Genomic DNA, 13,749 nt, shown 5'->3' on the forward strand with positions numbered 1-13,749 from the left:
TCCGACGTCAGCGTGCCACCGGACGCACCAGCCCCTCCTGGGCCGTCGATGCGATCAGCCGACCTGCGCGGTCGAACAGGCTGCCCCGATTGAAGCCGCGCGCGCCCTGGGCCGAGGGGCTGTCCTCGACATAGAGCAGCCAGTCGTCCATGCGGAAGGGACGATGAAACCACATGGCATGGTCGAGGCTCGCGACCTGCAGGCTGCCGTCGAACACCCAGCGGCCATGGGCGAGCAGCGTCGCGTCGAGCAGCGTCAGGTCGGAGGCATAGGCGAGCACGCAGCGATGCAGCACGGGATCGTCCCCGAGCGCCTCCCGCGCCCGGATCCAGATAGCCTGACGCGGCGAGGGATGCGCGCGATTGATGAAGGCCTCGGGGTCGACGGGACGGATTTCGATCGGGCGCTTGCGTGCCCAGAAGGCGCGGGCCGAGGCCGGCGCCGTCTTCAGGATCTCGGCCACGAGATAGGCCTCGTCGGGCAGCGTTTCCGGCGCCGCGACATCGGGCATCGCGATCTGGTGCTCGAACCCGTCCTCGACGAGATGGAACGAGGCCGCCATGGAGAAGATCGGCTGGCCGTGCTGGATCGCCACGACGCGCCGCGTCGTGAAGCTGCCGCCGTCGCGGATGCGCTCCACATCATAAATGATCGGCGCCTTCGGATCGCCCGGACGGAGGAAATAGCCGTGCAGCGAATGAACCAGCCGCTCATCGACGGTCCGCGAGGCCGCCATGAGGGCCTGCCCGATCACCTGCCCGCCAAAGACGCGCTGCCAGCCCGGATCATAGCTGCGACCGCGGAACAGATTGTGTTCCAGCGGCTCGAGGTCGAGTATCGAGAGAAGGTCGTTGGTCAAGGTGGGATGGCCGCTCAATGGGGAGGATCGGCCCACGAGGCCGTCGTCTTCAGTTGCGGCGACAGCAAACCTAAGTCAAGACGACAAGAATGGGCATTGGACACAGTGCCGGGACAACCAGCCGGGTCGAGACGCCGAGCCGGGCGCACACACTGTCATGACCGACAGACCGCGCCCGCAACGAACCGATCGCCCGCGCTCGCGCATGAAAGAGGACACGCCATGCCACAAGTCGATCTCAGCCGGGAGCCGGTCGACGTCCTGATTGCCGGTGGCGGCTATGTCGGGCTTTCGCTCGCCCTCGCGCTGAAGCGCGGTGCGCCCACGCTCGCCGTCGCGATCGTCGATCCGGCGCCCGCCGGTGCGGCGGCCCGCGATGCACGCGCCTCGGCAATCGCCGCCGCCGCGAAGCGCATGCTCGATGCGCTCGGCCTCTGGGAAGGCATCCTGCCCGAGAGCCAGCCGATCACGGAAATGATCGTGACCGACAGCCGCACGCGCGATCCGGTCCGGCCGGTGTTTCTCACCTTCGCCGGCACGGCCGAGCATGGCGAGCCCTTCGCCCATATGGTGCCGAACGGCGTCCTGGTCGGCGCGCTGACCGCCGCGGCGGTGGAAGCCGGGGTCACGATGCTCCATGGCGAAAGCGTCACCGATTTCATCGAGCGCCCCGGCCATGTCGACATACGCCTCTCCGGCGGCGGCACCATCGCGGCCAAGCTGCTCGTCGCGGCCGATGGCGCCCGCTCGCGCCTGCGCGACCTTGCCGGGATCCGCACGGTCGGCTGGTCCTATGGCCAGTCCGGCATCGTCGCCACCGTCTCGCATGAACGGCCGCATCACGGACGGGCGGAAGAGCATTTCCTGCCGGCCGGTCCCTTCGCCATCCTGCCGCTCAAGGGCAATCGGTCGTCGCTCGTCTGGACGGAACGCACGGAACAGGCCGAGCGAATCATCCACGCGGACGATTTCACCTTCCGCCTCGAACTGGAGCGTCGCTTCGGCCACCATCTCGGCGCGATCGAGCCCGAAGGGCCGCGCCGCGCCTACCCGCTCGGGCTGACACTCGCCCGGCGCTTCGTCGCGCCGCGCTTCGCGCTCTGTGGCGATTCGGCCCATGCGATCCACCCGATCGCCGGGCAGGGCCTCAATCTGGGCTTCAAGGACGCCGCCGCTCTGGCTGAAACGATCGTCGAGGCGGCCCGCCTCGGCCTCGATCCGGGCACGCTCGATATTCTGGAGCGTTACGAGCGCTGGCGCCGCTTCGATACCGTGCAGATGGGCATGGTGACGGATGGGCTCAACCGGCTGTTCTCGAACGACAACGCCGCGCTGCGGATTATCCGCGATGTCGGCCTCGGCCTCGTCGACCGGCTGCCGAGGCTGAAGGAGCGCTTCATCGGCGCGGCGTCGGAGGCCGGCGGAAGCGCCCCGCGCCTGCTGCGCGGCGAGACCCTCTAGCCGAGGCGCCCTCTCCTCGCTCCTTGGTGAACGACTAGATATCGTCCAGCGGCCGGGCTTCGTCCGGCAGCATGATCGGGATCCCGTCGCGGATGGGATAGGCGACCCGCGCGGCCCGGCTGACGAGTTCCTGCCGCTCGACATCATATTCGAGCGCGGTCTTGGTCAGCGGACAAACCAGGATCTCGAGCAGCTTCGGGTCGATCCGGCTCGCCGGACGCTCGATCGGGGCCATGCGCGCCTCCCTCGTTCTTCGGCTATTGCAGATGCGACGGCGGACCGCCATCACCGCGTCGCGCGAGCGCGATTTCGGTGAGCGCGATCAATGTCTCCGCCCGCGTGCGCAGATCCGGCGCCTCGAGCAGCGCCTGCTTTTCCGCAGCGCCATAGGGGCTCATCATCGACAGGGCGTTGACGAGCGTCTCGTTCGACGTCCGGTCGATATTGTCCCAATCGGCCTCGAGGCGGTTCGCCTCGAGATAGGCACGGAAGACTTCGAGCAGATGCGGCCTGTCGACCGTCTCGGCTCCGACATTCTCGACGAAATCGGACTGAAACGGCGTCGTGGTGATGCGGCACTGCCGGAACGGCGCATCGCTCTCGATCTCCTCGATCACGCGGAAGCGCGCAATGCCCGTCAGGCAGATCATGTAGCGATTATCGCCGCTCTCCGCATAGGACGTGATCCGGCCCACGCAGCCGATCGGCGCGAGCGCGGGATTTTCCTCTTCGTCGGAAGCGCCGGATGCCGGCTGGATCATGCCGATCAGCCGGCCGCCAGCCATGGCCGCATCGACCATGGCGACATAGCGCGGCTCGAAGATGTTGAGCGGCATCTGCCCGCGCGGCAGCAGCAGCGCCGCCGAAAGCGGGAAGACGGGCACGATGTCGATCACGTCATCGGGTCCGTCATAGGTGGCATTACCAGCCTGCATCCTGTCAAAGCCTCAAGAAAACAACAGTGAAGACAGCCGCCGACGGCCATAAAGCGTGGCCTCGTCGGTCAATCCCCAGGCCTCGAACAGCTGGACCAGCTGTTTGCGAGCCTTTTCCTCTTCCCAATTGCGATTGAGGCGCACGATTTCAAGGAGGTAGTCGGCAGCACCCTCGCGATCGTTCTTGGCATTGCGCAACAGCGCCAGGTCGAAGAGGGCGGCATAATCCTTCGGATTGGCCTCGATGCGCGCGCGCAATTCGCCCTCGTCGCCGAGCGCGGCCTGCTGCTCGAGCAGCGCGATCTGCGCCCGCAGGGCCGCGATCTGCTGGTCGCCGGCCTTCTCCTCCGGCACGCTCCCGATCAGCGCCTTGGCCTCGTCGAGCTGGCCGAGCGCCAGATGGCTGCGGGCCAGTCCGGCCAGCGCCTTCAATTCGTCGGGCTGGGCCGCGAGCACGGCCGCGAAGAGCTGTGCCGCTTCCTCGTTCGCGCCCTGTTCGAGCAGCGCCTCGGCCTCGGTCAGCGCCGCTTCGATCTCCGAAGGCCCGCCCGGTCCGGCGATCTTGTCGATGAAGCTCTTGACCTGGCCTTCCGGCAGCGCGCCCATGAAGCCATCCACCGGACGGCCGTCGACAAAGGCGATGACCGCCGGGATCGACTGGATGCCGAGCTGGCCCGCGACCTCCGGATGGTCGTCAATGTTCATCTTGACCAGGCGAACGCCGCCCTTGGACGCGCGCACGACCTTTTCGAGCACGGGCGTCAACTGCTTGCAGGGGCCGCACCAGGGCGCCCAGAAATCGACCAGAACCGGCTGGCGTCTCGATTCCTCCAGCACGTCCTTGGCGAAGGCCTTGGTCGTCGTATCCTTGATCGGATCATCGGCGCCGTTGGCCGCAGGGTAGCCGCCGCCGAAACTATAGCTTGGTTGACTCATGGAATGCCTCGATGGTCCTGGCCGGACAGCGTGTCCAGGCCCCGTTCGGGGGTGAAGATGGCGCTTCGCCGCGCGATTTACAAATCAGCCGACGCGATTGGCCGTCGAAAATTCGAGCACCAGCGGCTCGTGCCCGGTCGCGCGCAGGAATTTGACGAGATCGGCCGGCGTGATCGTCGTGGTGGCCGTATTGATCAGCGGATGGAAATTGACGGCGTCGGCATCGTGCAGGACGGCGTCCAGAATGATCTGGACGGTCGCCGGCTGATCGTTGATCAGCGCCAGCGGCGTCACCGAGCCCGGCAGCACGCCGAGCCGTTCGGCGAGGCGCTCGGCCGAGCCGAAGGAGAGCCGGCCGGAGGCACCGATCCGCTCATGCAGCCGCTTCAGGTCGATCACGCTGTCTTCCTCCGCCACGACGAGGAAATACGCGCCCTTCTTGTCCGTGAGGAACAGGTTCTTGCTGTGCCGCCCGGCGATTCGCCCGCGCAGGCTCTGCGATTCCTCGACCGTGAACAGCGGCTCATGCTCGGTCGTCATGCTCGCGATCCCGAGATCGGCGAGAAAACTCATCAGCTGATCGCGCGAAACCGGCATGGAAGAGGCCTTGTCGTTTGGGGCACCGCCGCCTCTCTAGATCATTTCACCGCCTCACGGAAACGCTGAAATGATCTATCTATTTGATTTGCTGCGTTTCCTTCACGCGAACCGCGTGTCCCTTCGCCCGGAAACGCGCTCGCGGGCCCGGCTCATAAAAAAAAGCCCGGCGATTGCGCGCCGGGCTTTCCGTCTCGTTTGAAACGCGATCGATCAGAACTTGTAGTTCAGGCCGACCGTGATGTTGTTGGTGTTGAGGCCGGTTTCGAGACCGCCGAAATCCTTGCTCGGTAGGCTGACATAGTCATATTCCAGCCGGCCGGTGATGTTCTTGGTGAAGCCGTATTCGACACCGGCGCCAGCGGTCCAGCCGACCGACCAGTTGCTCTGGTCGGCATATTTGAGATCGCCATAGGCGACACCGCCCTTGCCGTAGAGCAGCAGGTTGTCGAAGGCATAGCCGGCGCGGGCCGTGGTCGTGCCGAGCCAGTCGAGATCGACGACATCCGACAGCGTCGAATAGGCGATGTCGGTCTCGACGCCGATCACCCAATGGTCGATCTGGTAGTTATAGCCGGCCTGGGCGCCGAAAAGGCCGCCGGTCGAGCCATTGTCGCTGAAGTCCTTGGTGAAATCGCCGATGGCGGCGCCGCCATGGACGCCGACGTAAAATCCATTCCAGTCGAAGGCGGAAGCCGCTGCGGGGGCGGGCGCTGCGGGCGCCGGCTCATAGGTCAGGTCGGCTGCCGAAGCGGCGCCGGTGAGGGCGACCAGGGCGGCGCCGGCGATCAGAAACTTCTTCATAACGTACCTCATCACATGGGAAGCGCCGCCCGATGGGCCGGCACCCCGAAACGTCCCCCGACATTCCCCTTGCGGCGGCAACTAGCAGCGCGATGGCGACCTTTCCATGGCAAAGCAAATGGCGACCTAAGGTAAGGCTGCCTGTCTTTGCTGCGCTGCGGCAGAAATGCCGCGACTGATGGCGAGATCGTGGCAATCCACAGGCCGAATAAGGCAACGAAAAACACTGTTGCATTCATCCGGAGCATCGGTCATAAGGTGCGCCGTCCGGCAGCGCCGGGCACGGATGCGGGTGTAGCTCAGGGGTAGAGCATAACCTTGCCAAGGTTAGGGTCGAGGGTTCGAATCCCTTCGCCCGCTCCAATTTTCCGGCACCCACCGGAATGCGAAAAGGCCGCGGTTCACCGCGGCCTTTTGCGTTTTGGGGTTCAGTGAACCAGGGAATTCAAGGTGGCGGTTTTCGACCAGCCGCGCCACCAGCCGCCTCGCTTAGCGCTGCTGGTGCCAGCTGTTCCAGTGATCACGAGGTCGGGACAAAGGGCGGCGCGCGCCTCGACACCGGCCGGGGCGGTGGCATGGTGGCGGCCACGGCGCGATTTGCGAATCAGAACGGCGAATCAGAACAATGGACCGGCCCGCCGTCGCCAGACTCGACGTGGGTGGGCAAACAGTTCGCTGCAGTGGCCGGCTTCGCGACGGCGTCACGCAAAACACGCTGAATGCGCTTCTACGGGTGACGCTCAAGCCGCCCCGCCGACGCACAGGCCGGCCGGGCGGCCTTAAAGATGCAGGCTTTGAGATCGAGGACCGAGCCTAAAGCGTGCCTTTGGCCTTCAGCTCCTGCACGGCGCCTCGCATCGCGGCAAGCGTCTCCTCGATCACCGCGTCGTCATGGGTGGACGACAGGAACCAGGCGCCGCGTTCGAGCACGCGTACGCCGCGCCTGAGCAGGGCGGTGGCGAGCGCGACATAGGCCGGGCGGTTCATGCGGGCGAGATCGCGATAGTTCTGCGCCGGGGCTTCCAGGCCGAGCGCGACATGGAAGACCTGCGGGAAACCGGCGACCGACGCCGTCACGCCGGCCGATGCGAATATCTCCCGAATGCCGTTCATCAGCGCCGAGCCGGTCCGGTCGATCTCCTTGTAGAGCGCCGGCGTCAGGGATTTCAGCGTCGCCGCCGTCGCCGCCATGGCGACCGGCTGGGCGTTGTAGGTGCCGCCATGGACGACACCGCCGGTCGAAAACAGATCCATCAGCTCCGCCCTGCCCGCGATCGCCGCCACCGGGAAGCCGTTGGCGATCGCCTTGCCGAAGGTGGAGAGATCGGGCGTGACGCCGAATTTCTGCTGTGCGCCGCCCGGAGCGAGACGGAAACCGGTGATGACCTCGTCAAACACCAGGATCGTACCATATCGGGTGCAAGCCTCGCGAACACCCTCGAGATAGCCCGGAGCCGGATGCACCGCGCCGGCATTGCACATCGCCGCTTCCATGATCACCGCCGCGATATCGCCGGCGGCGAGCCGCTCCCGCAGCAGTTCGAGATTGTTCCAGGGCAGCACGACGACCGTCGCCGCCGTATCGGCGAGCTGCCCCTTGCTGCCGGCAACCGGCATCGGCGCCTCTTCGGGACCGGCGGCATCGAGCGGCGGCGCCGTAGACCAGAGCACATTGTCGAACCAGCCGTGATAATGGCCTTCGAATTTGATTATCTTGGCGCGGCCGGTGGCCGCCCGGGCAAGACGGAGCGCCGCCTGATCGACCTCCGAACCGGAGGAGCCGAACCGCATGCGCTCGGCCGACGGCACCATCTCGCAGACAAGGCGCGCCGCCTCCGCCTCGATGGCCGTCTGCCCGGCGAACAGGATGCCCTTGTCGATCTGCGCCTTGACGGCGTCGACGATCGCCGGCGGCTTGTGGCCGAGGATCATCGGCCCCATGCCGAGGTAATAGTCGATCAGCCGGTTGCCATCGATATCATGCAGATACGGCCCCTCCCCGCGCTCGAACACCAGCGGCGTCGGCGAGATGTTGAGGCGGAAATTGCTGTTGACGCCGCCCGACATCCAGCGGGAATTCGTGCGGATCGCCTCGGCCGACTTGTCGAATGAAAGAAGGTCCGGGGCGGGGCTGGTCTGGGCTTTGGCCTGGGTCTCGGCCGGGGATTGGGCGGTCAAAGCGGGACTCCTCGATGCGTGCGCTTCCAGCAGGCAAGGCCGCCGGGATGTTGGGGAATGAACCGCCGGCTTTCGCGGGGGCGAAAAGGCGGGGACAGGACCGGCCGGCTCTATCGCTGGCGATCCCTGACCACGGCGATGCACTCGATCTCATAGCGCAGCGCAGGGGTCAGGCAGTTGGTGATGGTGGTGCGGGCCGGATAGGGCGCCGTGAAATATTCCGGATAGATCGCGTTGAACTGGGCGAGGTCTTCGCCGTCGCGGACGTAGTTGCGCGTCTGCACGACATGGGCGAGGTCACTGCCCGCCGTCTCCAGGACCTTGCGCAGGTTCTCGATGGAGCGGCGCATCTCGCCTTCGAAACTGTCCGAGACGATCTTGCCGGTGGCATCGACCGACGCCTGACCGGAAACGAAGATCAGCTCGCCGACGCGCGTCGCCGGGCTGAATGGCAGATGCGAGCGGGGTGTATCGGGCGCGCTGGGATATTCGATCATCGGGTGCTCGACGTTTGGGAGATAGGGAACACCGGCTGGCGGAGCCGGCGATAGGGCAGACTGGTCAGCACGCTGGTGCAGGGGCCGGGCGTCGCGACGGTGAAGCTGCCGGCGGCGATCGGATCATAGGCGCGGCGATGCGCGACGGCCGCCTTGACGCCAATGGCCGACAACGATTCGGGTATGATGCCCTGCGAACGCAGCTGGCCGAGATCAAAGGGCGGCGTCTTGCGGCTGGTCAGCAGCACGAGCACGCCCGCCACGCGGACCACGACCGACGGGCCCATGCTGAAATGGATGCCCTGTGCCGCCGCGAGGTGACTGTTGCGATCTTCCAGCGTGAAGGCGCCGTCGCTACGGCTGACGACGACCGCGTCGATCTCGAGCGGGCCGGCGCCGAGGTGGCTGCCCTTGCCGCCGACGCTGATCGTGCGCGTCTCGCCGATCGCCGCATCGGCCAGGCTGCGCACGGCGGCGGCATCGGCGATCGCGACCGCCGCATTGGTAATGCCGTGGCGCAGGAAGCCGCGCAGCACCGCGGTATCGTCCCCCGGCGAGCCGGCACCGATATTGTCGGAGGGCTCGACGACGATGTACGGCCCACCCGGGGCGTTCTTGATCTTCTCAAGCGCCGCATCGAGCGGCCATTCCGCCGGCAGGCCCAGCTCGCGGAGCGAGATCGCGAGGGTCTCGAGACGGTCGAGGAGCGCCTCGGCCCGCTCGGCGCTTCCGGTGGTGATCAGCGAGAAGGCGACGCCGGCATCGGGCACGTCGGAAAAGGAATAGCCGCCGATGACATTGACCGCCCAGATTTCCGGGTCCTCCGCCTCGATCTCCCGCGCGAGCGCTTCGAGATCGCGCATCGGCCGGTCGGCGGTTCCGGTGCCGGTCGGCGGCCAGATGATCGGCGCATTGCGCACGTGCATCGCCGGCGCGGCAACCTCCCGGAGCGCGCGGGCGAGCAATCGGGCCGAGCGGACGGCAGCATCGCGCGCGTCGATATGGGGATTTTCGCGATAGGCGACGAGCCCGTTGGCGTTCTGCGCCATGGCCGCCGTGAAGGTCGCATGCAGATCGAAGACGCCGAAGATCGGCAGGTGCTCCGCGCCGGGTTCGCGGCGCAGGCGCGCGAGCAGCTCGCCCTCGGCATCGACGATTTCGGTCGTCACCATGGCGCCGTGCAGCGCCAGCCAGATCGCATCGAGTTCGCCCTCGGCGAGGGCGCGGCGGAGGCCCGCCTGCAACTCGTCCCAGAATGCCTCGAACGCCGCGTGGTCGGCCGTGCCGGACGGCAGCGCCGCATAATCGGCGACGGGCACGACGTCCCAGCCCTCCTCGGCCGCAACCTGAAGGAACCCGTCGATCGTCGATCCGTCGCCCTGGCGGCCGAGAACCTCGGCGCCATGCAGGATGGTGAAATCCTCGATCCGGGTGATTTCGTCCACGAAGGTGTGGGTCTCGTGGAACAGTCCGGCCAGAAGGACGCGGCGCGGTCGGCTCATCGGCGATTTCCTGCGGTGTGGTCGGCCTGGCCGGAGGCGGAAGCCGCCAGTTCGTCCGTGATTTCGGCAAGGCTCGCGACCAGCAGGCGGCCGAGCTTCTCGATCGCCTCCGGCTCGAAACGGGCCGACGGGCCGGCGATGCTGACGGCGGCGATGGCCTCACCGCCCGGCGCGAAGATCGGCGCGGCAACACAGGCGCCGCCGATCTCGTTTTCTTCGAATTCGGTGGTCCAGCCCCGGCTGCGGCATTGTTCCAGCACCGTCTCGAGCGCCTCGGGATCGGTCAGCGTGCGATCGGTGGCAGCAGGCAGCGAGCCGAGATTATAGATGATGCGGCGGAACGAGGGCGGCTGGTAGGCCAGCAGCGCCCGTCCGCACGCGGTCGAGTGATAGGCCGCGCGGGTGCCGGAATAGGACGAGACGCGCAGGCTCTGGCTTCCTTCGAGGCTCTCCACGATCACAGCATCAGTCGGGCCGGGCAAGGCCAGATTGACCGTCTCGCGTGTCGCCGCGCAGAGGCGGATCAGATGCGGGCGGGCGATGGCCGCAATGTCGAGGCGCCGCTCGACGGCCTTGCCATAGACGAGGTGCTGCAGGCTGAGGCGATAGGCGCCGGCCTTGGCGTCGCGCTCGGCGAGGCCGATATCGACCAGCGCCGTCACCAGATTGAAAGCCGTCGTCTTGGCGAGACCCGTGCGCGTCGCGAGATCGCGCAGCGACACCCACTCGCCGCTCGACATCGCATCCAGCAGCGCCTTGGCCCGCGCGACCGACTGGATGCGCGCTTCCGCGGCGGGATGACTGGCTTCGCTCTCTCGCTTCGGCACGCCGGATGCGGTCATGGTCCTGGATCTTGCCTAGAGGTTAGTTCCACATTGTAGAACATCAATATGCGATGCTTCGCCATTGATAAGACACCAACTGAATTCATTAGGCAAGACAATCGCTGGCTTATGGAGCATTCTCCTATAACAAGAGTTGACAGTCCGAATGCTGTCGCCTTTACATTATCTATCAGAGATCGATATTCGTTCCATATAATGGAATGATAGAGATGAGCTGGCACGGCTCTCAGAATTGACACGCCTCTCTCCGGAATCGTCGGATCGCCATCCATGCGCCTGCTTCCCCGCCTCGACTTGACCGCACTCGACGACCTGCCGCTCGACCCGTCTACCAAAGGCCTGCCTTTCGATGCGCCATACCTGCGCATCGGTGATGTCGCGGCGCAGGGCTGGAACGTGCTTCGCGGCGACCTGCCGCTGCCGCTCGCCGTGATCCGGCAGGACATCGTGGCGGCCAACAGCGCCTGGATGGGAGCCTTCACCGCGGCCAACGATCTGCTGATCGCGCCTCATGGCAAGACCACGATGTCGCCCTTCCTGTTCGACCTGCAGCTCGCCGACGGCGCATGGGCGATGACGGTCGCGACAGTCCAGCAGCTCGGTGTCTGCGTCCGTTTCGGCGTCAAGCGCGTGCTGCTCGCGAACCAGCCGGTCGGCGCGCAGGCGATCGACGCCTGCTTCCGGGCGCTGCATTCGAGCGACGGCTTCGAGCTCTATTGCCTGGCGGACGGCCAGGACGGCATCGCCATGCTGGCGGAAGGCGCGCGGCTCAATCCGCCACCGGCGGGCAACCCTCTGCGCGTGCTGGTCGAGATCGGCTTCATCGGCGGGCGCACCGGCGCCCGGTCAATAGAGGCGGCGATGGAGCTCGCACGCATCGTCGCGGCGACGGAGGGACTGGCGCTCGGCGGCTTCGAGTGTTTCGAGGGGCTTCTGCCCTCGCCGGAGGCCGCCGACGGCTTGATCGACGATGTTGCGATGCTGTCGCGCCTCGCGCTCGACGAAGGCCTGCTGCCGGACGACGGCCCGATCGTGCTCAGCGCCGGCGGCTCTTCGTTCTTCGACCGTGTTGGCGAGCGGTTCGGCCGCGTCAACTTCGAACGACCGGTGCTCCGCGTCCTTCGCTCGGGCTGCTACCTGACACATGACAGCCTCGGCTATGCCGCCGCCTTCCACCGCATTCTGGACGAGACGACACTGCATCTGCCCCCGGGCGGCCTGGAAGCGGCGCTGGAGGTCTGGGCGCATGTGCAATCCCGGCCGGAGAACGGTCGCACCATGCTGACACTCGGCAAGCGTGACATCAGCTACGATGCCGGCATGCCTGTGCCTCTGCGCTGGTATCGGCCGGATGGCACCATGACGGCGCCTGCGCCGATGCCAGCCGGCCATGAGGTCGTGGCGCTCAATGACCAGCATTGCCATCTCGTTACGCCAGCCGACAGCCCGCTAAAGCCCGGCGACATGGTCGCCTTCGGCATCGGCCATCCCTGCACCACCTTCGACAAATGGTCGCTGCTCATGCTCGTCGACCCGGATTACCGTGTCACGGGGGCGATCAAGACCTTCTTCTGACGGCGGCCCTGCCGGCCGTCGCGACAGATACAACCGAGCTATCCGGAGACATGCCTTGCGCATCGCCCTCATTCACATTGCCCAGGAAACCAACGACTTCAACCCGGTGCTGACCACGCTGGCCGATTTCGAATCTTTCGGGATCTTCGAGGGAGCCGAGATCGAGGAGAAATTGCGCGGCTATGGTCAGGTCGGCGGGCATATCCAGGCGATCGAGGAATCGGGCCTGGCCATCGAATCGGTCCCGATCATCCGCGCCTGGGCGGTGGCCGGTGGACGGATCAGCCGGGAGGCCTTCGACTTCTTCCAGGACAGGATCCGCCAGGGGCTGCTCGCCGCCGGCCAGATCGACGGCCTGGCGCTACAGCTGCACGGCGCTTGCTCGGCGGAAGGCGTCGACGACGTCGAGGGCGAGCAGGTCGCGCTCTGCCGCAGCCTGCTCGGGCCGGACGTACCGATCGTGCTCGGCCTCGATCACCATGCCAATATCACCAGAAAGATCATCGACAACGCCACGGCGATCGTCGGCCACCGGACGCAACCGCACGATCCCCATGATACCGGCCTGATCGGCACCAGACTGCTGATCCGCATTCTGACCGAAGGGCTGAAGCCGACCACCGCCTGGCGCAAGATCCCGCTCGTATCGCATCAGGAGCAGTTCCTGACTTCGAAGGGACCGATGAAGATCTGGTTCGATCGCGCCCGCGCAATCGAAGCGGATCCGCGCGTTTTGCAGGCCTCGAACTATCCGATGCAGCCCTGGCTGGATGTCGACGAGGGCGGATGGGCGACGATCGTGGTCACCGACAACGATCCGGCACTCGCCAACCAGCTCGCCGACGAACTGGCCGATCTCGCATGGTCGCTGCGCGATGAGTTCCAGATCCGCGAGGCGGTATCGATCGACGACGCGGTGCGCATGGCCGATGCCGCCGCGGCCGGCATCGTCGTACTCAGCGACACCGGCGATACGGTCTTCGGCGGCTCGGCCGGCGACAGCAACCTGATTCTCGAGGCGATGCTGCGGCTCGGCATCACGGGCCGCGCGCTGGTGCCGATGATCTCGCCGATTGCGGCAGCGACGCTTTCGGCTGCCGGAGAGGGCGCGGAGGTGACGTTGGCGCTCGGTGGTGACGCGGCGACCGCCTTCTTCAGCCCGCTCACGGTCACCGGTATTGTTCGCAAGGTCGGCGGCGGTGTGGTCCAGCTCGACTACAACCATCAGAGCGAGGTCGATCTCGGCCAGGCGGTGCTGTTCGATGTCGGGCCGGTCACGCTGATGATCACGGAACTGCGCGGCGTCGCCGGAAATCTGCCGGGTGTCTATGAGGCGCTCGGCGTCGATCTCAGCCAGTACAAGATGGCCGTGCTCAAGACCGCGTCCAACTTCCAGTATTTCGCGCCGATCACCTCCGAGGTTATTCGCGTCGATACGCGCGGGCCAGGCCAGTCCGACGTCTTTGCGCTTCCCTGGGCGCGCACGCCCCGGCCGATCTATCCGCTCGATCCGGTGACGGACTGGCGCGAGCGGCCACAGAGCTGAACGATCGGAACGTC

Annotated in this window: 13 protein-coding genes and 1 tRNA gene; 4 read left to right on the forward strand and 10 right to left on the reverse strand. The window is 66.2% G+C overall.

What is annotated here, in order from left to right:
- Positions 1 to 7: 7 nt before the first annotated feature.
- Positions 8 to 859, reverse strand: coding sequence for an acyl-CoA thioesterase II (gene tesB / locus QO014_RS08410; RefSeq protein ID WP_266348234.1), 852 nt, complete (start codon positions 857 to 859; stop codon positions 8 to 10).
- A 222-nt stretch (positions 860 to 1,081) separates the two neighbouring features.
- On the opposite strand from tesB, the gene QO014_RS08415 reads away from it, so the two are divergent.
- Positions 1,082 to 2,320, forward strand: coding sequence for a ubiquinone biosynthesis hydroxylase (locus tag QO014_RS08415; protein WP_266348235.1), 1,239 nt, complete (start codon positions 1,082 to 1,084; stop codon positions 2,318 to 2,320).
- 34 nt (positions 2,321 to 2,354) lie between these two features.
- Here the strand turns inward: QO014_RS08415 and QO014_RS08420 are convergent, their stop codons facing one another.
- The 5 genes from QO014_RS08420 to QO014_RS08440 all read right to left on the reverse strand — a co-directional run bounded on the left by QO014_RS08420 (position 2,355) and on the right by QO014_RS08440 (position 5,592).
- Positions 2,355 to 2,555: a Trm112 family protein gene (locus QO014_RS08420; RefSeq protein WP_266348236.1), complete on the reverse strand. Its 201-nt coding sequence runs from the start codon at positions 2,553 to 2,555 to the stop codon at positions 2,355 to 2,357.
- Between the two features lie 22 nt (positions 2,556 to 2,577).
- Positions 2,578 to 3,255 (reverse strand): LON peptidase substrate-binding domain-containing protein, encoded by a 678-nt coding sequence (locus QO014_RS08425; protein WP_266348237.1) that lies wholly within the window; start codon positions 3,253 to 3,255, stop codon positions 2,578 to 2,580.
- Positions 3,256 to 3,267: 12 nt separating this feature from the next.
- Positions 3,268 to 4,191, reverse strand: coding sequence for a thioredoxin (gene trxA / locus QO014_RS08430; RefSeq protein WP_266348238.1), 924 nt, complete (start codon positions 4,189 to 4,191; stop codon positions 3,268 to 3,270).
- A gap of 84 nt (positions 4,192 to 4,275) precedes the next feature.
- Entirely contained in the window at positions 4,276 to 4,764 is a 489-nt protein-coding gene (locus QO014_RS08435; RefSeq protein WP_266348239.1) for a prolyl-tRNA synthetase associated domain-containing protein, read from the reverse strand.
- Positions 4,765 to 5,001: 237 nt separating this feature from the next.
- Positions 5,002 to 5,592, reverse strand: coding sequence for an outer membrane protein (locus QO014_RS08440; RefSeq protein WP_266348240.1), 591 nt, complete (start codon positions 5,590 to 5,592; stop codon positions 5,002 to 5,004).
- Positions 5,593 to 5,880: 288 nt separating this feature from the next.
- On the opposite strand from QO014_RS08440, the gene QO014_RS08445 reads away from it, so the two are divergent.
- Positions 5,881 to 5,955 (forward strand) — tRNA-Gly (locus tag QO014_RS08445).
- A 450-nt stretch (positions 5,956 to 6,405) separates the two neighbouring features.
- On the opposite strand, the gene QO014_RS08450 is transcribed toward QO014_RS08445, so the two are convergent.
- From QO014_RS08450 to QO014_RS08465, 4 genes are all read right to left on the reverse strand, one after another.
- Positions 6,406 to 7,770, reverse strand: a complete 1,365-nt coding sequence (locus QO014_RS08450; protein WP_266348241.1) for an aspartate aminotransferase family protein — start codon at positions 7,768 to 7,770, stop codon at positions 6,406 to 6,408.
- A 110-nt stretch (positions 7,771 to 7,880) separates the two neighbouring features.
- Positions 7,881 to 8,267 carry a RidA family protein gene (locus tag QO014_RS08455; protein ID WP_266348242.1) on the reverse strand — a complete coding sequence of 129 codons (387 nt, stop codon included), beginning with the start codon at positions 8,265 to 8,267 and terminating at the stop codon, positions 7,881 to 7,883.
- Entirely contained in the window at positions 8,264 to 9,769 is a 1,506-nt protein-coding gene (locus QO014_RS08460) for a M81 family metallopeptidase (protein ID WP_266348243.1), read from the reverse strand. Before QO014_RS08460 ends, QO014_RS08455 begins: the two co-directional genes overlap by 4 nt.
- Positions 9,766 to 10,611, reverse strand: a complete 846-nt coding sequence (locus QO014_RS08465) for an IclR family transcriptional regulator (RefSeq protein WP_266348244.1) — start codon at positions 10,609 to 10,611, stop codon at positions 9,766 to 9,768. The genes QO014_RS08460 and QO014_RS08465 overlap by 4 nt, the downstream gene beginning before the upstream one ends.
- Before the next feature lie 273 nt (positions 10,612 to 10,884).
- Between QO014_RS08465 and QO014_RS08470 the strand changes: the two genes are divergently transcribed.
- Both QO014_RS08470 and QO014_RS08475 read left to right on the forward strand, forming a co-directional pair.
- Positions 10,885 to 12,189: a type III PLP-dependent enzyme domain-containing protein gene (locus tag QO014_RS08470; protein ID WP_266348245.1), complete on the forward strand. Its 1,305-nt coding sequence runs from the start codon at positions 10,885 to 10,887 to the stop codon at positions 12,187 to 12,189.
- Positions 12,190 to 12,244: 55 nt separating this feature from the next.
- The gene (locus tag QO014_RS08475; RefSeq protein ID WP_266348246.1) at positions 12,245 to 13,735 is read left to right on the forward strand and encodes a M81 family metallopeptidase; all 1,491 of its coding nucleotides are present in this window, start codon (positions 12,245 to 12,247) and stop codon (positions 13,733 to 13,735) included.
- Positions 13,736 to 13,749 lie beyond the last annotated feature (14 nt).

The sequence above is a fragment of the Kaistia dalseonensis genome (assembly GCF_030814715.1).
GTDB lineage: Bacteria > Pseudomonadota > Alphaproteobacteria > Rhizobiales > Kaistiaceae > Kaistia > Kaistia dalseonensis.